Source organism: Parenemella sanctibonifatiensis, assembly GCF_002250565.1.
Classification (GTDB): Bacteria; Actinomycetota; Actinomycetes; order Propionibacteriales; family Propionibacteriaceae; genus Parenemella; species Parenemella sanctibonifatiensis.
Window position 1 is genome coordinate 180,304 of sequence record NZ_NMVJ01000006.1, and the last position, 18,665, is coordinate 198,968.

An 18,665-nucleotide genomic window follows, 5' to 3' on the forward strand; every position below is an offset into this window, starting at 1 on the left:
CGCCGGGACCAGACCGGTCCGGGCGGGCGTACGAAACAGGGAGAGGGGTGAGGGCGAGGTGAGCGCTTCAGCCCTGGGGCTGGGAGATGTTGACCTGCCACACGATCCCGAAGCGGTCGGTGAAGGTGCCGTAGACATCGCCCCACATCTGCTTCTCCAGCGGCATCGTGACCTGGCCGCCCTCGGAGAGCTTCTCGTACGCGCTGCGCAGCACCTGCTCGTCGTCGCCCATCAGGGACAGGGTGACGTTGGTGCCGGGGGTGTAGTCCGACATCCCCGGGATGACGTCGGAGACGTAAAGGCGGATCAGATCGGTGACTTCGAGGGAGCCGTGCATGATCTTGTCGGCGTTGGGGTCGTCGGCCGGGACGGCCTGCGACTCACCGAAGGTGAAGAACTGCGGTGTGCCCCCCAGCGCCTGACCGTAGAACTCGAACGCCTCGCGGGCGTTGCCATCGAAGTTGAGGTAGGGGTGCAGAGCTGCGGGCATGTTCGGTGCCTCCTCGGCTTCGGCAGTCGCTGGTGTGACTGCTCGGTTCGAGCCTACGGCGGCAGCTGGGCCGTGGGAAGACCCCCTGAGCGGGGGACAACGGCCAAATCTGGGGTGCACCGCGATCCGCTGCTCCAAAGCAAAAGGCCCCCCGGTCGGTGTTTCCACTGACCAGGGGGCCTCCATCGAGTAGCGGGGGCAGGATTTGAACCTGCGGCCTCTGGGTTATGAGCCCAGCGAGCTACCGAGCTGCTCCACCCCGCGGCGACCAGAAGAACATTACAGGTCGTGCACGCAGAGTTCAAGTCGGGGACGGAGTGCTCCAGACCGGGGGCTGCTGAGCAGCTTCGGGGAACCAAGCCTGCCCCCAGCCGCTCGTAGACTGGACCTGACTATTTGAGGGGGAAGCGCATGTCGCAGTATCCGAATGGCAGCCCAGGGCCGAACGGCCCGCAGGGTGGTCAGTGGCAACAGCCACAGCCCAACGGGCCTGAGTTCAACCCGGGTCAGCAGGCGCCATGGCAGAACCAGCAGGGCGGTCAGCCCGGCGGCTGGGGCCAGAGCAGTGGCGGCCAGCAGTTCGGCGACCAGCAGCAGTTCGGCCAGCAGGGCCAACAGCAGTTCGGCGGTCAGCAGTTTGGCAGCCAGCAGCAGGGTCAGCCATCCGGCAGCCAGCAGCAGTACGCCCAGGGCGGCCCCGGCATGGGAGCCGCCGCCACCGCGACCAAGAAGGGCATCCAGGGCAAGATCGGCGCCATGGTCGCCGGCGTCGTCGCACTGGCCGTGTTGGTCACCGGGTCCGTCTTCGCCGTGAACGCGCTGACCGGTGCCAAGGATCAGGCCGCGGCCAAGGCGCTGCCGGCCCAGACCGTGCTCTATCTCAACATTGATCTCGATCCAGCGATGGACCAGCAGACCCAGCTGCGTGACTTCGTGGCGAAGTTCCCGCAGCTGCAGGAGTACGAGAGCGAAGCCGACAACTACAAGCAGGCAATTGTCGAGTCCTTGCTGCGCTCCTCGCAGCAGGCCCCCGAGCAGTGGTCCGACTTCGAGCCCTGGCTGGGCGACTCGATCAGCTTCGCGCTGATTGACAACGGCGGCGAGGAGCCGCTGATCGCCTTCGTGTTCGCCTCCAAGGACGACGACAAGGCAAAGGAGCTTGCGCCGACGGCGTTCAACCGGATCATCGGCGAGGGCGAATTCGGGCTGACCGTCAAGGATGGCTTCGTCATCCTCGCCGAGAACCAGGCGAACGCCGACGCCGTGGTGAGTGGTGCAGAGAACTCCACCCTCGACGACAACGATGCCTTCACCGGCGACCTCGACGCCGTCGGGGACACGGGCCTGGGCGTGGTCTGGGTCGACACGCCGAAGCTGCAGGGCATGCTGCCCGAGTACAGCGAGGTGTCGGTCGCCCCGCGGATGGCCGCGGCGGTCCGCTTCGATGACAGCGTCCTGGAGATCGCCGGCGTCTATCGCGACTTCCCCGACGAGGTCCCCGACATCGAGGGGCTCGACTCGCTGGTGACCTCACTTCCGGAAGGCACCGTGATGGCCGGAGCCGTCTCCAACCCCGACAAGCAGATCCAGCAGGCGTTGGAGAGCCTCGAAGCCACGCCCGAGGGGGCCGACATCCTTGAAGGGATCCAGGAAGCGGCCTCGCAGTACGGGCTGACCTTCCCCGACGACCTGTACGCCCTACTCGGCTCGGAGGTGGTGTTCGCCGCCGACGGCAGCGTCGACGACAACCAGATGCCGACCTTCGGCATGGTGTCGCGTACCGACCCGGCCGCGGCCCAAGAGGTCATCGGCAAGCTGCCGCCCGAACTCGAACTCGCCAGCGCCAGTGGTGATGAGACCTTCGCCGTGGCGAGCAACCAGGCGTACGCCGAACAGCTCGCCGCCGGTGACGGCAAGCTGGGTGACTCGGACCAGTTCAAGCAAGCGGTGCCGGACGCCAAGGGTGCCACCAGCGTCATCTACTTCGACGCTGATCGGGCAGTCGAGCTGCTCAATACGACCGGCACGTCGGACGAGGAGACCGAATCGGTGCTCGGGCCGCTCACCTCGGTGGGCGCTTCGACGAGCCAGGTGGACTCCAAGAACGGTGAGTTCAGTGTGCGCATCGTGACCGACTGACAGCTGCAACAGCAAGGAAGCGCCGACCGGATCATCCGGTCGGCGCTTCTTGCGTGTGGCCGGTTGCGCCCCGGGACCGGTTTCCTTGTCTAAACTCAGACCGGTTCCCAACCGAGAGGAGTCAGCGTGGCCGCCTGTGCGAACCGACGCTCGACGCTCCCGCGCCTCACCACCGCCGTCCTCGGCGTGCTGCTGGCCTTGGCCATGGTCGTCCTGACCGCCTGCAGCCCGAATTCTGGCGAGGACGATCTTTCGCGCCTGAACATCGGCGCCACCGCCGCGCCACCCACGCTGGATCCGACCGCCAGCGACGCCGCCGCGATCCCGCAGGTGCTGCTCTACAACGTCTACGAGACGTTGGTGAAGCTCGACAGCACCGGTGAACTGATCCCGTTGCTGGCGCAGCGCTGGCAGGTGTCGCCGGACCGGCTCACCTACACCTTCGACCTGGATCCGCAGGCAACCTTCGCTTCCGGAGCGCCGCTGACCGCTGAATCGGTGGTCTGGAACATCGAGCGGATGACCAACGAGGACACGACCGCCGTGCTGGCTCAACAGATGTCGGTGGTCGAGTCGGCCACCGCCGTGGACGAGGACACGCTCACCGTCACCCTGAAGCAGCCCAGCAACAACTGGCTGTTCAACATGGCCTCCAGTGCCGGTGTGGTGATGGAGCCCGATGCCGCCGGTGACCGCGCCCAGACCCCGGCGGGTTCCGGCCCCTACACGGTGTCGACATTTGCGCCGGGCCAGCGGGTGGTGCTGTCGAAGTCGGAGCAGTACTGGGGCACCCCGCCGCGCTTCGACGAGGTGACCTTCCGTTACTTCGCCGACCCGAACGCGATGAACTCAGCGATGCTGTCGGGCCAGCTCGACATCATCTCCAACCTGCAGGCGCCACAGTCCATCGACCAGTTTGAGGACCCGGCCCGCTTCAGCATCGTGCGCGGCACCACCAACGGTGAGGTGGTGCTGTCCTACAACAACGAATCGCCGGCCCTCAGCGATCCCCGGGTACGCCAGGCGATCACGTTGGCCATCGACCGGGCCTCGCTGCTGCGCACCGTCTGGAACAACGAAGGCACGCTGATCGGCTCGATGGTGCCGCCCACCGACCCCTGGTACGAGGACCTGTCCGAGCGCTGGCCCTATGACCCGGACCGTGCCCGCGAGTTGCTGGCCGAAGCCGGCGCCACCGACCTGGTGTTGCGCCTGCGGGTGCCGACGCTGCCGTACGCGACGGCATCGGCCCGCACCATCGCCGCCCAACTGGCAGAGGTCGGCATTCGGGTGGAGGTTGACGAGCTGGAGTTTCCGGCGCGGTGGCTGGACGTGGTCCTCAGCCAGGCCGACTACGACATGTCGATCGTCTCCCACGTCGAGCCCCGCGACATCGTCAAGTTTGCCGACCCGGACTACTACTTCCGCTACGACAACCCCGAGTTCCAGCGGCTGATCGCCGAGGCCGACACTGCGGATGAGGCCACCCAGATCGAGTTGATGCGTCAGGCCGCGAAGCTCCTGGCCGACGACGCTGCCGCGAACTGGCTCTTCCTGCTGCCCAACCTGGTCATTGCCCGCGCCGGCATCACCGGCATCTCGCCGAACGCCACGAGTCTCAGTTTCGACCTCACCACGCTGGCTTCGGCCAGGAACTGACGACGCCAGCGATGAGGCTCGCGCGCACCATCGTCGGCAAGGTGGCCATCCTGCTGGCCAGCCTGGCAGCCGCCTCGGTGCTGGTGTTCGCGCTGTGTTCGTTGCTGCCCGGTGACGTCGCGCTGGTCCTGCTGGGGCAGAACGCCTCAGCGGACGATGTCGCGCGACTGCGCCAACAGCTCGGCCTGGACCGACCGTTCTGGCAGCGGTACGCCGACTGGGCCGGTGGTCTGGCGACCGGTGATCTGGGCCGGTCCCAGGTCAGCGGGATCCCGGTCGCCGACACGTTGGCGTACGCCGGACCGGTCACCGTCAGCCTGGTGCTGGGCGGCATGATTCTGGCGCTGGTGGTGGCGGTCCCGGCCGGGATGCACGCTGCCGTGCGTCGGCGCCACCTCGACGGCCTGGCCACCTCGATGCTGAGCCAGATCGGGTTGGCGTTGCCGGCGTTCTGGCTGGGCCTGATCCTGTCCATCCTGTTCGGGCCGGTGCTGCGATGGCTGCCGGCCAACGGCTACGTCCCGCTCAACGAAGACCCGGTGGCGTGGGCGCGACACCTGGTTTTGCCGGTGATCGCGCTCGGTGTGGTGCAGGGTGCGATCCTCACGCGCTACGTCCGGTCGGCCTTCTTGGAAGTGCTCCACGAGGACTACCTGCGAACAGCGTTGGCCGGTGGCTGGCGACTGGTGCCGGCGCTGCTGAGGCACGGGATGCGTAATGCAGCGCTGTCAGTGATGACGATCCTGGGCCTGCAGCTGGCAACCCTGCTGGTCGGCGCCATCGTCGTCGAACAGGTCTTCGTGATGCCGGGCCTGGGCAGCCAATTGTTGTTGGCGGTGCAACAGCGTGACCTGATCTCGGTGCAGAGCCTGGTGATGGTGCTGGTTGCCTGCGTCCTGGTGCTGATGACGGTGGTGGATCTGGCGCAGTTGGTGCTGGATCCCCGGCAGCGGGATCGGAGGCCGGCATGAAGCAGCTGAGTTTCTGGCTCGGCGCCGCCCTGATCGGCCTGGTCACGCTGACCGCACTGGTGTCGCTGGTGTGGACGCCGTGGGGACTCAACGAGATCGACCCGGGCGCTGAAGGGCAGGGGCCGAGTGCAGTGCACTGGTTCGGCACCGACCGGCTCGGCTTCGACCTGGCCTCCGGTGTGATGGCCGGCGCCCAGACCGGGCTGCTGGTGGGGGTCGTGGCGGTCGGGATCGCCGCCCTGATCGGTGTGCCGCTGGGGCTGCTGGCAGGCATTCGGGGCGGCTGGCTGGACAGTGTCATCATGCGCCTCAACGACCTGCTGTTTGCCTTTCCTGCGGTCCTGCTCGCGATCCTGTTGGCCGCCGTCGCGGGGCACGGCTCCACCTGGACGGCGATGAGCGCCATCGGGCTGGCTGGCATCCCGGCGTTTGCGCGCACCACCCGAGCCGGCACTCGTCGATTCATGGCTGCCGACTTCGTGGCTGCTGCCCGGGTCAGCGGGGTGTCCGACACCGAGATCGCGTGGCGACACGTGCTGCCCAGTACCGCTCCGGTGATCGGCGTACAGGCGTCGGTGTCGTTTGCGATGGCGATCCTGGCCGAGGCCGCCCTGAGTTATCTGGGACTCGGCAGCCCACCCACCTCACCGAGCTGGGGCCGAATGCTGCGCGACGCACAGGCCGAAATCTTCACCCAGCCACTGCAGGGCCTGTGGCCTGGCCTGGCGATCGCGGTGACCGTGCTCGGCTTCAACATGCTGGGCGACGGGCTGCGGGACCGGCTCGATCCGCGACTGCGGGAGGTGCGACCGACCTCATGACTGAGACGCGAGAGACGGCCCCGCCACTGCTGATAGCACGCGATCTACAGGTGAACTTCGGCCCCACCGTGGCGGTGGAGCGGATCAGCTTCGAGGTACGCCCGGGCGAGCGGGTCGGCCTGATCGGTGAGTCCGGGTCGGGAAAGTCAGTGACGGCGTTGGCGGCGATCGGGCTGTTGCCGGCCACCGCGGCCGTCGCCGGCGACCTGCGCTGGAACGGTGTCGGCGACTCGTCCCGCAGCACCGACCTGGTGCGCGCACCCGAGAGTGACCGAGCCCCACTGCGGGGCGCCGAGCTGGCGATGGTGCACCAGGAACCGATGACGGCCCTCGATCCGACCATGCGGATCCGACGTCAGGTGGGGGAGTTGGTCCGGCTCCACGCCCAGCGGCGCCCCTCCCGGTCAGCCGTCACCGAGCGGGTGATCGCGGCGTTGGCGGAGGTCGGCTTCGACGACCCCGCGCGGATCGGGGCGGCGTACCCACATCAGCTCTCGGGTGGTCAACGGCAGCGGATCCTGCTGGCGATGGCGCTGATCAACGAGCCGGCGCTGCTGATCTGTGACGAGCCGACCACCGCGTTGGACGCGGTCACCCAACTGCGGGTGCTGGACCTGATCGATGCACGATTGGCGGCCTCCGGGGCGGCCTGCCTGTTCATCTCCCACGACCTCGCGGTGGTCGCTCGGATGGCGGAGCGGCTGCTGGTGATGCGTGACGGCGTGATTGTCGAGGACGGTCCCCGCGACCGACTGCTGGCCGAACCGCAGCACCCCTACACCGCGGATCTGGTGCGGATTGCCCGACACCGCGGCGGGTTCCCTTTGCCGACATTGGGGCAGGGCACTGATGGTCAGGGGAACTGATGTATGAACTCAGCGCGGTCACCCGCGATTTCGGCCCGCTGCGGGCACTGGACCAGATCGATCTCACCATCACCGAGGGCGTACACCTGGGCCTGGTTGGTGGCTCCGGGTCGGGCAAGACCACCTTGGTACGCCTGCTGGCCGGCCTGGACCGCCCCACCAGCGGCGAGTTGTGGTTCACCGATGCCGCCGGCGTACGCCATGACCTGACGCGGAGATCGAAGCCGCTGCGAGGCGAGGTGCAGTACGTCTTCCAGGATCCGCGCTCCAGCCTGGATCCGTTGATGACGATCGCCGACACGGTCGCCGAACCATTGCGCGTGCTGCGGATGCCGGCCCCCGAGCGGGCTTCGCGGGTGGCGGAGGTGCTGGACGCCGTCGGGCTGCCGTCGACCGCTGGTGCCCGCCATCCGCACGAGTTCTCCGGTGGCCAGCGGCAGCGGATCGCGATCGCGCGGGCGTTGGCGCCCAGGCCTCGGGTGCTGATCGCGGACGAGCCGGTGTCGGCGCTCGACGTGTCGGTCCGCAATCAGGTCCTCAACCTGCTGCACGAGTTGGTCGAGGCCACCGACCACCAGCTCACCCTCATCACCGTCAGTCATGACTTGGCGGTGGTCGAACTGTTGTCGCAGCAGGTGGCGGTCCTTCACGAGGGCGTTCTGGTCGACCATGGCAGCACGGCAGCGGTACTGGCCGATCCGAGCCCGACCACCCGGGCGTTGTTCGATGCCCGGCTGAGGTTGGACTGAACAGGGCTGGACTGACCTGCAGCGGGTGGGGAATCGGCGCATAGAATCAGGGCCGTGAAGGCACTGCTTCTGGAGAACATCCATTCCGACGCGTACGACGCTCTGGTCGCTGCCGGCCATCAGGTCGAGACCCGCTCCGGCGCGCTCGACGAGGCTGACCTGATCGAGGCCCTCGATGGCGTCGAGCTGCTCGGCATCCGGTCCAAGACCCAGGTCACCTCCGAGGTGCTTGCCGCGGCCCCGTCGCTGCTGGCGGTCGGAGCATTCTGCATCGGCACCAACCAGATCGATCTGGACGACGCCGCCGCCCGAGGCGTCGCCGCCTTCAACGCACCGTTCTCCAACACCCGAAGCGTGGTGGAGCTGGCGATGGGTGAGATCATCGCGATGGCGCGCCACCTGACCGACAAGAACGCCAAGATGCACGCCGGCGACTGGGACAAGTCCGCCGCCGGCGCCCATGAGGTACGCGGCCGCACCCTGGGCATTGTCGGCTACGGCAACATCGGTTCCCAGCTGTCGGTGCTCGCTGAGGCCTTTGGGATGCGCGTCAGCTACTACGACATCGCCGACCGGCTCGCGTTGGGCAATGCGCACCGCTGCGAGTCGCTGGAGGAGTTGCTGGAGACCTGCGAGACGGTCTCGCTGCACGTCGACGGTCGGGCCGGCAACGCTGGCTTCTTCGGCGCCGAGGAGTTCGCCCGGATGAAGCCGCGCAGCCTCTTCCTCAACCTGTGCCGCGGCTTCGTGCTCGACCAGGAAGCACTGCGTGAGGCGCTCGTGTCGGGCCACATCGCCGGTGCCGCGATCGACGTCTTCCCCGAGGAGCCGAAGTCGCAGGGAGACAAGTTCGTGTCCCCGCTGCAGGGCCTGCCGAACGTGATTCTCACTCCCCACGTGGGCGGGTCGACGCTGGAGGCACAGCAGGACATCGGTCGTTTCGTCTCCGCCAAGCTGATCGACTACGCCGAGCGCGGTGCTACCCAGATGAGCGTCAACCTGCCTCAGGTGGTCAGCCAGGCGGGCGGCGTACAGATCTCCCACCTGCACCGCAACGTGCCCGGTGTGCTGGGTCGGCTCAACAGCCTGTTGGCCGATCACGGCGTCAACATCGACGGGCAGACATTGGCCACCCGCGGCGAGTTCGGCTACGTGACGCTGTCGGTCACCGGCACCGTGTCGGATGCGGTGATCGAGGACCTGCGCGCCCTGCCCGAGACGGTCAAGGTACGCGTACTTCCGTCCTGATCGGACCCGACGATCAGGACTCCGTCGGGTCCCCGCCCTGCTCGGCGGCGGGCGAGCCGAGCCGCTTCAGCAGTTCGTCGTGCAGCTTGCCGTTGGTGGCCAGCGCCCCCGGCCCAACTGGGCCGTCCTCGCCGGCCAGGTTGGTGAAGCGGCCGCCGGCCTCGGTCACCACGATCGCGCAGGCAGCCATGTCGTGCAGCGCGAGGTCCGGTTCGGCTGCGATGTCCACGGTGCCCTCGGCCAGCAGGACGTAGGACCAGAAGTCCCCATAGGCACGGGTACGCCAGCAGTCCCGGAGCAGGTCAACGAACCCCTGCCCGGATCCGGAGTCGATCCATTCGCCGACTTCGGAGTAGGACAGCGAAGCGTCCGAGACCTCACCGACGTCGCTGACGTGGATCGGCTTGGCCTGGTGCAGCGACTTCCCGGCGTACGATCCGGACCCCTTGCTGGCCCACCAGCGGCGGCCCAGCGCCGGCGCTGACACGACCCCCGCGACCACCTCAGGGCCTTCCATCAGCGCGATCAGTGTCGCCCACACCGGCACCCCGCGGACGTAGTTGGCGGTGCCGTCGATCGGGTCGATCACCCAGCGGCGCGGACCCCAGCCGGTGTCGGCCATCTCCTCGCCGTGGACGGCGTCGCGGGGCCGAGCCCGGGAGAGGGTGGCGCGGATGGATTCCTCCGCGGCGGTGTCGGCCTCGGTGACATGGGTCATGTCCGGCTTGGAGCGGACCTGGAGGTCGGCGGCGCGGAACCGGCTCATGGTGATCGAGTCGGCGTTGTCGGCCAACGAATGGGCCAGTCGGAGGTCATCGGTGTAGCTGTCGGCCATGTCGCCAACCCTAGTGGTCCCGGCACCCCAGCGGGCGGACCGGCTCAACTCGCCGGTCCGGGCTCAGTGCGCTGACAACTCGATGCGACGGAAGGACACCAGCCGGGAGGCGGAGATCTCGCCGCGCTGGACGGCCCCGTCCAACGCGCATTCGGGGCTGTGGTCCTGATGTTCGCAGCCGCGCGGACAGTCGACGGTGACCGCAGCGAGGTCAGGGAACGCGGCGATCAGGTTGTCGGGGGTGACATGGCTGAGCCCGAAGGAACGTACGCCGGGCGTGTCGATCACCCAGCCGTCGCCGTCGGGCAGGGGCAGTGCGACCGCCGAGGTGGAGGTGTGCCGGCCCCGGCCGGTGGCGGCATTGACGTGGCCGACAGCCCGGTCGATCCCGGGCACCAGCCGGTTGACCAGGGTGGACTTGCCCACTCCGCTGTGGCCGACCAGCACGCTGACCCGATCCCGCAGCTGGGCTTGGAGGGCGTCGATGTCGCCATCGGGCCGGGTGGGGAAGACCGGGATGTCCAAGCCCTCGTACAGCGCCAACAGTTCGGCAGGGTCGGCCAGGTCGGCCTTGGTCAGGCAGAGCAGCGGCGTGACGCCGGCCTCGTAGGCGGCGACCAGGATCCGGTCGATCATGCCGGTCCGCGGTGGCGGGTCGGCCAACGCCGTGACGATCACCAACTGGTCGGCATTGGCGACGATCGGGCGTTCATAGGGGTCGGTGTCGTCGGCGGTGCGCCGCAACACCGTACGTCGTTCCGTCACCTCGACGATCCGCGCCAAGGTGCCCTCGTCACCGCTGACGTCCCCGTCCAGGCGTACCTCGTCACCGACGATCACGCCGGTACGCCCGAGACGGCGCGCCTTGGTGCAGGTGAGGTCGGTGCCGTCGGCCAGCGAGCGGACTTGGTAGCGGCCCCGGTCGATGCCGACCACCCGACCCAGCGGGGCATCGCTGTAGTCGGGCCGGTCCTTGGTGCGGGGGCGACTGCGTTTCCCCGGACGATCGAAGCCGGAGTGGTCGTCGCGCTCCCCGCGCCGTGAAGCCATCAGCAGCTGATCACGACTGGGCGGTCGCGATCAGATCGGTCCACAGCTGCGGGAAGGTCGGCATGGTCTTCGAGGTGCACGAGACGTCGTCCAGGCTCACCTGAGGCAACCGCAACCCCACGATCGCCCCGGCGTGAGCCATCCGGTGGTCGGCGTAGGTGGCGAAGGTGCCGCCGTCGCCAGGCGGATTCGATCCGACACCGGTGATGGTCAATGCATCGGACTCTTCCTCGACACCGATCCCGAGCCGTCCGAACTCAGTCGCGAGTGCGGCGAGTCGGTCGGTCTCGTGGCCGCGGATGTGGCCGATGTTGCGCAGTCGCGATTCACCCGAGGCCAGCGCAGCCAACGCGGCCACGACCGGGGTGAGTTCGCTGGCTGGATGAAGATCGACGTCGATGCCATGGAGCACGCCGGTGCCGCGGACTCGCAGGCCGGCATCGGTGAAGTCCACCTCAGCACCCATCTTGGCGAGGATGTCGCGGATCAGGTCACCGGGCTGGTCGGTCTCGGTGGGCCAGCCTGGAACGGTGACCTCGCCCCCGGTGACGGCGGCCGCAGCAAGGAAAACGGCAGCATTGGTCAGGTCCGGCTCGACTCGTGCCTCGCGGGCGGCGATCGGACCGGGCTGCACCCGCCAGCGCCGCGGCACCGCATCGTCGACGACGACACCGGCGTCGCGCAGCCAAGCCACCGTCATCCCGATGTGGGGGAGTGAGGGCAGCGTGTCGCCGACATGTTCCACAGTCAGGCCCTGCGGTAGCCGAGGGGCCACCAGGAGCAGACCGGAGATGTACTGGCTGGTCGCCGACGAGTCGACCTCGAGGATCCTCGTGGTGGCGCCCAGATCAGGGTTGCCGGTGAGCGTGAACGGCAATGAATCGCCGTCGACGCCGGCGCCGAGGTCACGCAGCGCCTGGAGCAGCCCGGCCATGGGGCGTTCCTTGGCGTGGGTGTCACCGGTGAAGTCGACAGTGCCCGGCGCGAGTGCCGCCACCGGCGGCACGAACCTCATCACCGTGCCGGCCAGACCGCAGTCGATGGTCGCGCCCGCAGTCACCTCGTCGATCGGGGTGATCCGCCACAGCAGCGGATCCGAGTCGTCGATCTTGGCTCCCAGTGCGGTCAATGCATCGCGCATCAACTGGGTGTCGCGTGCTTCCAGAGCGCCGGACAGCGTGCCCGGTCCGTCGGCGAGCGCAGCCAGCACCAACGCCCGGTTGGTCTCGGATTTCGAGCCGGGCACCTGCACCGTGCCACCGACAGCGCCGGTGGCCACGGGCGTACTCCATGCAGTCACGCGAGCTTCTTGGCCTGCTTCTCGGCCTTCTTGGCGGCCTTGGATGCCTTCTTCTCCAGATTCTTGCGGGCCTTCTCGGCCTTGCGGCTGATGTCCTTGCGGGACTGCTCGGCCTTCAGGCCCAACTGCTTGGTGGTGTGGTCGGCACGCCACGCCAGACCGGGCTTGCCCTGGGTGTCCTGGCTGGCGAGGACGGTGGCGCCGAGCAGGGAGAGGTTGCGCAGGAAGTGGCCGCGGTTGGCGGCCTTCTCCTCGGTGGTGGTGCCGGTGAGCGGGTTCACCGCGGCAACGTGGGCCAGCTGGACGACGCTGAGCACGGTGGCGCCGAAGCGGCGACCGATCCCGGTGGCCAGGGCCGCGCCACCGACGACCTGAGCGGCGCCGCTGATGCGCACCCAGGTGTCAGCCCGCTCCGGGATGTATCCGGTGAACTGGGCAGGCGCGACCCGCTTGGCCAGCGGAACGGCCATGTCGGTGAGGGGCTCTGCGTCCGGGGCCAGCGAGCTCGGGTCCTTGACGGCATTGATGCCCTGGTACACGAAGTGCGCGGCCAGCATCCAGCGGCCTGCGGTATGCAGAAGACTCATGGTCCTTTTCTACCGTGTCCGTTGCTGGGCGCCAACAGCGGGGGTGCGTGTCGCGGGCACGGGCAGTGCTGCCGGTAGGGATTGGGGGCGGCGTCCCGCCCACCTCCGCGCGCCCCGGCTGCCGCCGGGTCCCGCTCCGGTACGCCCGACCACACCCCGACACCGCCCGCAACCCTCACCTTTGGAGTGTCAGTCAGCCAGCGGCTCGATCAGTCCCGGCCCTTGGGCGGCAACGTTGCCCACGGCGGTGCCGACCTCGTACGCCTGGAGCCGTTCGGCCTGGGTGACCGCCAGCAGCGGCCAGATGTCCTCGGGCTCGGTCAGATCGGGGGAGAGCCAGTCCTGCCAGCCATCGGCCTCGATCACCATCGGCATCCGGTCGTGCAGGTGCCCGACCGAGTCGGCGGCGGCGGTGGTGATGATGGTGCAGCTGCCCAGCCACCCCGGTTCACCGTCCGGGGTGGCGATGCCGGCGTCGTCATGCCACCACTCGTACAGGCCGGCCATCGCCAGCAGCCGACCGTCGTCGCGGTGGATGAAGTGGGGCCGCTTGCGTACCTTTCCCTGCTCGTCGGTCTGGCGATACCACTCGTAGTAACCCGACGCCGGCAGCAGACACCGACGGGTGCGGAACGCCTTGCGGAAGGACGGCTTCTCCGCCACCGTTTCGGAGCGGGCGTTGATCATCCGGGAACCGATCGTTGGATCCCTGGCCCAACTTGGCACCAGCCCCCAGCGCAGTGCCGTCATCGTCCGCTGACCGGACAGATCGCCCCGCTGCGCCACCACGATCGCCGGCACCGGATCAGTCGGCGCGATGTTGTACCGCGGTGGTCGGTGGTCAGCGATCCAGTCGGGCAGGGCGGACTCCACGTCAAACTCGGTGGCCAACTCCCCGTCGTTGCTGCCGATCACATAGCGCCCACACATGGCAGCCACTGTGCCAGTCGGGTCTGTCCATGACACCCAAGACCCACGTGCCGCTGCCGCGCCAGCCCGGGAATGTCGCACCAGCCCGGGAATGTTCTGCCCGATTCCGCGTTGACACTGACATGGCAGTCATGGTCGAAGAACGAGTCGGGTACGCCCGCGGGGCGGCGGTGACCCACGGGCTAGACTGGCCGGTGATGAGTGAGACCGAGACAGGCCTCCCCGAAGATGCGGTCGACCGCACCGAGGCCGGTGAGCCCGAACGCGACGAAACGCCGGAGGAGCGCAGCGAACGCTTCGTCGCGGAGGCGATGGAATACGTCGACCAGCTGTACGGCGCCGCCATGCGGATGACCCGCAACCCCACCGACGCCGAAGACCTGGTCCAGGAGACCTACACCAAAGCGTTCGCGGCCTTCCACCAGTTCAAGCCGGGCACCAACCTCAAGGCTTGGCTCTATCGGATCCTCACCAACGCCTACATCAGCACTTACCGCAAGCAGCAGCGGCAACCACAGTTCTCCGACTCCTCCGATGTCGAGGACTGGCAGTTGCACAGTGCGGCCGGGCACACCTCGTCTGGGCTGCCCTCAGCCGAGACGGAAGCAATGCGGCTGATCCCCGACACCGTCATCACCGACGCCTTGGATTCGCTGCCGCCCGAAAGGCGACTGGCGGTGCTGTTGGCCGACGTGGAGGGTTTCTCGTACAAGCAGATCGCCGAGATCATGGGCACGCCGATCGGCACCGTGATGTCACGCCTCAACCGTGGCCGCCGCCAGCTGCGTGAACTGCTGGCCGGGCACCAGCCGGCAGGGGTGTGAGTGATGACGACACCTGATCCCCGCCGCCTCCAGGCCGACATCCCGGCCCATGTGGACGCCTGCGCCGACGCGCTGACCAACATGTTCACGTTCCTGGACGACGAACTCCAGGCGATGCACGCCGACGACATCCGGCTCCACTTGGCAGCGTGCGAACCGTGCATGGATGCCTTCGAGCTGGAGACGGCGATCCGGGAAGCCGTACGCCGCTCCTGCGCCGCGCAGGCGCCGAAGTCGCTGCGCGTCCGGATCACCCAGATCCGCATCCAGACCGACTGAGGCCCATCCGGGCCCGGAAACACGAAACCCCCGCACCGCATGCGGGGGTCGTGGTGTGTGGCAGGCGCTCAGGCGTTGGGGCGCTTGCCGTGGTTTGCGTTCTTCTTGCGCCGAGCGCGGCGCTTGCGACCGGTCTTGCCCATGGCAGCCTCCTGTTAGACGAAGCCCCCATTTTGCCACGGATGACAGCCGCGGCGCCAACCTGACCGAACCGCCTGACCACCGAAACGATCCGAACCCACTCGGATCGCCGGTCAGCCATTTGCATCTGACGCCCCGGTGCCCTAGCAATGAGCCATGGCGATCAACATGCCCGAAGGCTCTGGCTCCTGGGTTTCGAAGCAGCAGCTGGCGTGGTTGGAGCGGCTCACCGAGGAATGGCATCTGCTCGCCGACCTGTCCTTCTCCGACCTGGTGCTGTGGGTCCCCGAGGAGGACGACAACATCTTCCAAGCGATCGCCCAGGTCCGCCCCACCACCGGTCCGACCGCGCTCGAGGACGACGCGGTCGGCGAGGAGATCGGCTACGACCCCGAACACCTGGTCACCGTCGCCTATCAGACCGGGGTCATCTGCGACACCACCGACCACCAGTTGCAGGCCGGCATCCCCGTCGATGTCGCGGCCATCCCGATCGTGCGCGACAGCCGCGTCATCGCTGTCGTGGAGCGGCACACCAATCGCATGGGGATCCGGGCCACCGGCGCTCTGGAGGATGCCTACCTGGAGACCGCACAGCGGCTCGAGACGATGCTGTGGCACGGCTGGTTTCCGCCCGCCCAGCGCACCACCCGCCCCTCACCGCGGGTCGGCGACGGCGTCATCACGCTCGGGCCGACCGGCGACGTCAGCTATGCCAGTCCCAATGCGGTCAGCATCTTTCGGAGGATGGGCCTGGCCACCGATCTGATCGATGAGAACTTCTTCGAGATCGGCCTCAACGCCACCGTCCTCAAGGAACACACCGTCCAGGAACTGCAGGCGGCCGCCCTGGCCGATGCGGAACTGACCGTCGGCAACAGCGCCGCGCAGTTGCGGGTGCTCAAGCTGCGCGGTGACGACGGCCGCCCAGTTGGCTCGTTGGTGCTGTGCCGCGACACCACCGAGGTGCGCCGACACGAACGCCAGCTCGTCACCAAGGACGCCACCATCCGTGAGATTCATCACCGGGTGAAGAACAATCTGCAGACCGTGGCGGCGTTGCTGCGGCTGCAGTCTCGGCGGATCTCCTCGGAGGAGGGCCGCGTGGCGCTGCGCAGCGCCATGGGTCGGGTGGCGTCGATTGCCGTGGTCCACGAGATCCTGTCCCAGAACTACGACGAGATCGTCGCCTTCGACCAGGTCTGCGACCAGATCCTCAAGATGGTCGGCGATGTCGCTGCCACCGGTGGCACCGTCATCGGCACCCGCCACGCGAGCTTCGGGCTGGTGCCCGGCACCGTGGCGACCAGCCTGTCCCTGGTGCTGACCGAGCTGTGTCAGAACGCCGTTGAGCACGGACTGCGTCAGGGTGACGGTGTGGTGGACGTCCATCCGCACCGGGAGCCGAGCTGGCTGACCGTCGAGGTGTTGGACCGGGGGACCGGACTGCCCGACGACTTCGATCTCGGCTCGACCAGCAGCCTGGGGCTGTCCATCGTCAAGAGTCTGGTCTCCGACCTGAATGGTCGGTTCTCCTTGCAGAGCAACGACGACGGGCCCGGCAGCTGCGCCCGGATCGAGCTTCCGATTCCGGACCTGGGCGACCCGACGATCGGTCGGATCACTGCCAACGGAGCGCGTACGTTGACCTTCCAGGACTTGCTCGACGACACCCCTGACGAGGAACCCATGGACGATCTGGGGCCGGACTTCCCGGCCGAGTGAAGGGGACGAGGTCAGCTGCGAACGCGGGAACGGGCAGCGCGGCGCTTCATCGCCCGACGCTCATCCTCGGAGAGGCCGCCCCAGACACCGTGGTCCTGTCCGGCCTCGAGCGCCCAGGCCAGACAGCGCTCCGTCACCGGGCAGCGCTGGCAGACCTTCTTGGCCTCCTCGATCTGAAGCAGGGCCGGGCCGGTGTTCCCAATCGGGAAGAACAGCTCGGGGTCCTCTTCGAGACAGGCAGCCTCGTGGCGCCAATCCATGCGTACACATCTCCTTCTGCCGGGCAGCGACCGTGGCCGCTGGCCACAAGCGTGGCAAGTCTAGGACGGTCAGGCAAGACCCCGTTCAGTTTCCATGGTCAGACTCGTCACCCCGACTTGAGGGTTTGAAACCCGCAGGCCCGGCAACTGGCGGACCGGCTCAGGGCGCAGTCCGGCGCAGCAACACCGGCGATGGGAGGACGGAACGTGGGGAACTCGTTAGCATGACGTCCGTGAACGCCCAGCCTACGAGCAAGTCCCCCCACAGGGCAAGACCTTCCATTGTGATCTGGATCGCTTCGATCGCTCTTGCGCTGATCGGCGTCACGTTGGCGGTGGTGGGGGTGCTCGACGTGGTGTGGGGCGCCCGCGACGCGATGGGCTGGCTGATTGCGGCCGTCACCCTCGGGTACGCCGTGTTCCTGCTCATCACTGCCCGTGGGCTGCTGCGGCTGCGCGGCTGGGCCCGGGGGCCCGCAGTGGCCGCGAGCATCATCCATCTTGCGGTCGGTGCCAGTTTTCTGGGTGGCGCCACCGTGGCGGTGGGCATCGCCGTGATCGCCGTCAGCCTGCTGGTGATTGTCCTGCTGGTACTGCCGCAGACCACCGCCGAACTCGGCCTCAGTTCACCCTACGGGCCCCCGGGCCAGGGGTGACGCTGAACCAATCCGGTGCCGTCCACCCTTCCCGGGCGAACCGGTCGGCCACCGCTGCCCCGATCCGGTCGGACTCGCCGGCCCGGCACAGAGCAATGATGCAGCCGCCGAAACCACCCCCGGTCATCCGGGCGCCCAAGGCGCCGGCTTCGCGTGACGTCTCCACGGCCGCGTCGACGGTGGCAACGGTGATCCGGTAGTCCTGTCGCATCGACACGTGTGAGGCATCCAGCAGCGGGCCGAGCGCGGCGAAGTCGGCATCGCGGCCCGCCGTCACGGCCTGCAGCACCCGGTCGTTCTCGGTGAGGACATGGCGGGCATACCGGTGCAGTCGATCGTCGTCGGCGAGGTCCGCCAATGCCTGTTCCGGGTCGGTGACCTGCCGCAACGTCGGTACGCCGAGGCGGCGCGCGGCCTCCTCACAGCCGGCGCGGCGTTCGGCGTACTCGCCGTCGACGTGGCTGTGGGGAGTGTTGGTGTCGAGCACCAGGATCTCGTGGCCCCGCTGCGCCAATGGCAGCGGGATGTTCTCTCCGGTCAGCGAGTCGCAGTCGAAGAAAAGCATGTGCCCTTCGGTGCACAGCGTCGAGGCAGCCTGGTCCAACAGGCCGGTCGGAGCGCCGACGTAGGCGTTCTCGGCGCGCTGGGCGAGCTTGGCCCGGGTCAGCCCATCCAGCTCCAGACCGGACAGGTCTGCCAGCGCACCGAGCGCGGCGCACTCGATCGCAGCAGAGGACGAGAGACCCGCCCCCACCGGCACGTCCGAGCGCAGCGTCAGCGCAGCTGGGACCACGTCGTGGCCGGCCTCCCGCAGGGCCCACACCACACCGAACAGGTACGCCTGCCAGCCCCCGGTGCCGGGCTGCAGTTGGTCGGCCCCCAGATGGTGCCGTTCGCCGGTCAGCTCGGAGGCGACAGTCCACCCCGACGCCTGCGGACTGGCCACGACGACCGCGGACTGGCGCAACGCGAACGGCATCACGAAACCACCGTTGTAGTCGGTGTGTTCGCCGATCAAGTTGACCCGGCCGGGCGCCGCCCACACCACGACAGGGTCACGGCCGTGGTGGTGACGGTGCAGTTCGGCCAGAGCGTCGACCTTGTGCTCGGTCACGGGACTGTACTCGCTCACCCC

Annotated in this window: 20 protein-coding genes and 1 tRNA gene; 11 read left to right on the forward strand and 10 right to left on the reverse strand. The window is 68.1% G+C overall.

All coding sequences use genetic code 11. The features are described from left to right. Nucleotides 1–67: 67 nt before the first annotated feature. Both CGZ91_RS05420 and CGZ91_RS05425 read right to left on the reverse strand, forming a co-directional pair. On the reverse strand, nucleotides 68–490 hold the full coding sequence (locus CGZ91_RS05420) for a VOC family protein (RefSeq protein WP_094453255.1): 423 nt from the start codon (nucleotides 488–490) through the stop codon (nucleotides 68–70). Nucleotides 491–680: 190 nt separating this feature from the next. Continuing rightward, nucleotides 681–754, reverse strand: a tRNA-Met gene (locus CGZ91_RS05425). Nucleotides 755–901: 147 nt separating this feature from the next. Between CGZ91_RS05425 and CGZ91_RS05430 the strand changes: the two genes are divergently transcribed. The 7 genes from CGZ91_RS05430 to serA all read left to right on the forward strand — a co-directional run bounded on the left by CGZ91_RS05430 (nucleotide 902) and on the right by serA (nucleotide 8,943). Next, complete coding sequence (locus CGZ91_RS05430; RefSeq protein ID WP_094453257.1) at nucleotides 902–2,629, forward strand: hypothetical protein; 1,728 nt, start codon at nucleotides 902–904, stop codon at nucleotides 2,627–2,629. Between the two features lie 204 nt (nucleotides 2,630–2,833). Further along, nucleotides 2,834–4,288 carry an ABC transporter substrate-binding protein gene (locus tag CGZ91_RS05435; protein ID WP_094454086.1) on the forward strand — a complete coding sequence of 485 codons (1,455 nt, stop codon included), beginning with the start codon at nucleotides 2,834–2,836 and terminating at the stop codon, nucleotides 4,286–4,288. An 11-nt stretch (nucleotides 4,289–4,299) separates the two neighbouring features. Further along, complete coding sequence (locus CGZ91_RS05440) at nucleotides 4,300–5,259, forward strand: ABC transporter permease (protein WP_094453259.1); 960 nt, start codon at nucleotides 4,300–4,302, stop codon at nucleotides 5,257–5,259. Then, nucleotides 5,256–6,080, forward strand: a complete 825-nt coding sequence (locus tag CGZ91_RS05445) for an ABC transporter permease (RefSeq protein ID WP_094451199.1) — start codon at nucleotides 5,256–5,258, stop codon at nucleotides 6,078–6,080. Before CGZ91_RS05440 ends, CGZ91_RS05445 begins: the two co-directional genes overlap by 4 nt. Continuing rightward, nucleotides 6,077–6,946 carry an ABC transporter ATP-binding protein gene (locus CGZ91_RS05450; RefSeq protein WP_094453261.1) on the forward strand — a complete coding sequence of 290 codons (870 nt, stop codon included), beginning with the start codon at nucleotides 6,077–6,079 and terminating at the stop codon, nucleotides 6,944–6,946. Before CGZ91_RS05445 ends, CGZ91_RS05450 begins: the two co-directional genes overlap by 4 nt. Beyond that, a complete protein-coding gene (locus CGZ91_RS05455; protein ID WP_094453263.1) occupies nucleotides 6,946–7,695 on the forward strand; it encodes an ABC transporter ATP-binding protein in 750 nt (249 codons plus the stop codon). Before CGZ91_RS05450 ends, CGZ91_RS05455 begins: the two co-directional genes overlap by 1 nt. 54 nt (nucleotides 7,696–7,749) lie before the next feature. Continuing rightward, complete coding sequence (gene serA, locus CGZ91_RS05460; RefSeq protein WP_094453265.1) at nucleotides 7,750–8,943, forward strand: phosphoglycerate dehydrogenase; 1,194 nt, start codon at nucleotides 7,750–7,752, stop codon at nucleotides 8,941–8,943. Nucleotides 8,944–8,956: 13 nt separating this feature from the next. Here the strand turns inward: serA and CGZ91_RS05465 are convergent, their stop codons facing one another. From CGZ91_RS05465 to CGZ91_RS05485, 5 genes are all read right to left on the reverse strand, one after another. After that, nucleotides 8,957–9,778: an inositol monophosphatase family protein gene (locus CGZ91_RS05465; protein ID WP_094453267.1), complete on the reverse strand. Its 822-nt coding sequence runs from the start codon at nucleotides 9,776–9,778 to the stop codon at nucleotides 8,957–8,959. Nucleotides 9,779–9,841: 63 nt separating this feature from the next. Further along, the gene (rsgA, locus tag CGZ91_RS05470) at nucleotides 9,842–10,828 is read right to left on the reverse strand and encodes a ribosome small subunit-dependent GTPase A (protein WP_094453269.1); all 987 of its coding nucleotides are present in this window, start codon (nucleotides 10,826–10,828) and stop codon (nucleotides 9,842–9,844) included. Between the two features lie 10 nt (nucleotides 10,829–10,838). Beyond that, nucleotides 10,839–12,128, reverse strand: a complete 1,290-nt coding sequence (gene aroA, locus CGZ91_RS05475) for a 3-phosphoshikimate 1-carboxyvinyltransferase (RefSeq protein ID WP_094453271.1) — start codon at nucleotides 12,126–12,128, stop codon at nucleotides 10,839–10,841. Further along, nucleotides 12,125–12,715 (reverse strand): DoxX family membrane protein, encoded by a 591-nt coding sequence (locus tag CGZ91_RS05480; RefSeq protein ID WP_094451192.1) that lies wholly within the window; start codon nucleotides 12,713–12,715, stop codon nucleotides 12,125–12,127. The genes aroA and CGZ91_RS05480 overlap by 4 nt, the downstream gene beginning before the upstream one ends. 189 nt (nucleotides 12,716–12,904) lie before the next feature. Next, nucleotides 12,905–13,645 (reverse strand): SOS response-associated peptidase, encoded by a 741-nt coding sequence (locus CGZ91_RS05485; RefSeq protein WP_094453273.1) that lies wholly within the window; start codon nucleotides 13,643–13,645, stop codon nucleotides 12,905–12,907. A 122-nt stretch (nucleotides 13,646–13,767) separates the two neighbouring features. Here CGZ91_RS05485 and CGZ91_RS05490 point away from each other — a divergent pair, with 122 nt between their 5' ends. Next, nucleotides 13,768–14,469 (forward strand): sigma-70 family RNA polymerase sigma factor, encoded by a 702-nt coding sequence (locus tag CGZ91_RS05490; RefSeq protein WP_407670847.1) that lies wholly within the window; start codon nucleotides 13,768–13,770, stop codon nucleotides 14,467–14,469. Nucleotides 14,470–14,472: 3 nt separating this feature from the next. Further along, complete coding sequence (gene rsrA, locus CGZ91_RS05495; protein WP_094453275.1) at nucleotides 14,473–14,748, forward strand: mycothiol system anti-sigma-R factor; 276 nt, start codon at nucleotides 14,473–14,475, stop codon at nucleotides 14,746–14,748. A gap of 68 nt (nucleotides 14,749–14,816) precedes the next feature. Here rsrA and CGZ91_RS14945 read toward each other — a convergent pair whose 3' ends face one another. Next, nucleotides 14,817–14,891 carry a 50S ribosomal protein bL37 gene (locus CGZ91_RS14945; RefSeq protein WP_373887156.1) on the reverse strand — a complete coding sequence of 25 codons (75 nt, stop codon included), beginning with the start codon at nucleotides 14,889–14,891 and terminating at the stop codon, nucleotides 14,817–14,819. Between the two features lie 154 nt (nucleotides 14,892–15,045). On the opposite strand from CGZ91_RS14945, the gene CGZ91_RS05500 reads away from it, so the two are divergent. Beyond that, on the forward strand, nucleotides 15,046–16,614 hold the full coding sequence (locus CGZ91_RS05500) for a sensor histidine kinase (protein WP_094453277.1): 1,569 nt from the start codon (nucleotides 15,046–15,048) through the stop codon (nucleotides 16,612–16,614). An 11-nt stretch (nucleotides 16,615–16,625) separates the two neighbouring features. Here the strand turns inward: CGZ91_RS05500 and CGZ91_RS05505 are convergent, their stop codons facing one another. Further along, nucleotides 16,626–16,874: a WhiB family transcriptional regulator gene (locus tag CGZ91_RS05505; RefSeq protein ID WP_094451188.1), complete on the reverse strand. Its 249-nt coding sequence runs from the start codon at nucleotides 16,872–16,874 to the stop codon at nucleotides 16,626–16,628. Nucleotides 16,875–17,158: 284 nt separating this feature from the next. Here CGZ91_RS05505 and CGZ91_RS05510 point away from each other — a divergent pair, with 284 nt between their 5' ends. Beyond that, nucleotides 17,159–17,530 (forward strand): hypothetical protein, encoded by a 372-nt coding sequence (locus CGZ91_RS05510; protein WP_094451187.1) that lies wholly within the window; start codon nucleotides 17,159–17,161, stop codon nucleotides 17,528–17,530. Here the strand turns inward: CGZ91_RS05510 and galK are convergent. Further along, the gene (galK, locus tag CGZ91_RS05515) at nucleotides 17,496–18,662 is read right to left on the reverse strand and encodes a galactokinase (protein ID WP_229116450.1); all 1,167 of its coding nucleotides are present in this window, start codon (nucleotides 18,660–18,662) and stop codon (nucleotides 17,496–17,498) included. The genes CGZ91_RS05510 and galK overlap by 35 nt on opposite strands. Nucleotides 18,663–18,665 lie beyond the last annotated feature (3 nt).

Excerpts from the sequence above, each read along its gene's own strand:
- CGZ91_RS05420 (WP_094453255.1), bottom strand. The coding sequence starts at position 490 with ATGCCCGCAGCTCTGCACCCCTACCTCAACTTCGATGGCAACGCCCGC.
- CGZ91_RS05430 (WP_094453257.1), top strand. The coding sequence starts at position 902 with ATGTCGCAGTATCCGAATGGCAGCCCAGGGCCGAACGGCCCGCAGGGT.
- CGZ91_RS05435 (WP_094454086.1), top strand. The coding sequence starts at position 2,834 with ATGGTCGTCCTGACCGCCTGCAGCCCGAATTCTGGCGAGGACGATCTT.
- CGZ91_RS05440 (WP_094453259.1), top strand. The coding sequence starts at position 4,300 with ATGAGGCTCGCGCGCACCATCGTCGGCAAGGTGGCCATCCTGCTGGCC.
- CGZ91_RS05445 (WP_094451199.1), top strand. The coding sequence starts at position 5,256 with ATGAAGCAGCTGAGTTTCTGGCTCGGCGCCGCCCTGATCGGCCTGGTC.
- CGZ91_RS05450 (WP_094453261.1), top strand. The coding sequence starts at position 6,077 with ATGACTGAGACGCGAGAGACGGCCCCGCCACTGCTGATAGCACGCGAT.
- CGZ91_RS05455 (WP_094453263.1), top strand. The coding sequence starts at position 6,946 with ATGTATGAACTCAGCGCGGTCACCCGCGATTTCGGCCCGCTGCGGGCA.
- CGZ91_RS05465 (WP_094453267.1), bottom strand. The coding sequence starts at position 9,778 with ATGGCCGACAGCTACACCGATGACCTCCGACTGGCCCATTCGTTGGCC.
- rsgA (WP_094453269.1), bottom strand. The coding sequence starts at position 10,828 with ATGGCTTCACGGCGCGGGGAGCGCGACGACCACTCCGGCTTCGATCGT.
- CGZ91_RS05480 (WP_094451192.1), bottom strand. The coding sequence starts at position 12,715 with ATGAGTCTTCTGCATACCGCAGGCCGCTGGATGCTGGCCGCGCACTTC.
- CGZ91_RS05485 (WP_094453273.1), bottom strand. The coding sequence starts at position 13,645 with ATGTGTGGGCGCTATGTGATCGGCAGCAACGACGGGGAGTTGGCCACC.
- CGZ91_RS05490 (WP_407670847.1), top strand. The coding sequence starts at position 13,768 with ATGGCAGTCATGGTCGAAGAACGAGTCGGGTACGCCCGCGGGGCGGCG.
- rsrA (WP_094453275.1), top strand. The coding sequence starts at position 14,473 with ATGACGACACCTGATCCCCGCCGCCTCCAGGCCGACATCCCGGCCCAT.
- CGZ91_RS05500 (WP_094453277.1), top strand. The coding sequence starts at position 15,046 with ATGGCGATCAACATGCCCGAAGGCTCTGGCTCCTGGGTTTCGAAGCAG.
- CGZ91_RS05505 (WP_094451188.1), bottom strand. The coding sequence starts at position 16,874 with ATGGATTGGCGCCACGAGGCTGCCTGTCTCGAAGAGGACCCCGAGCTG.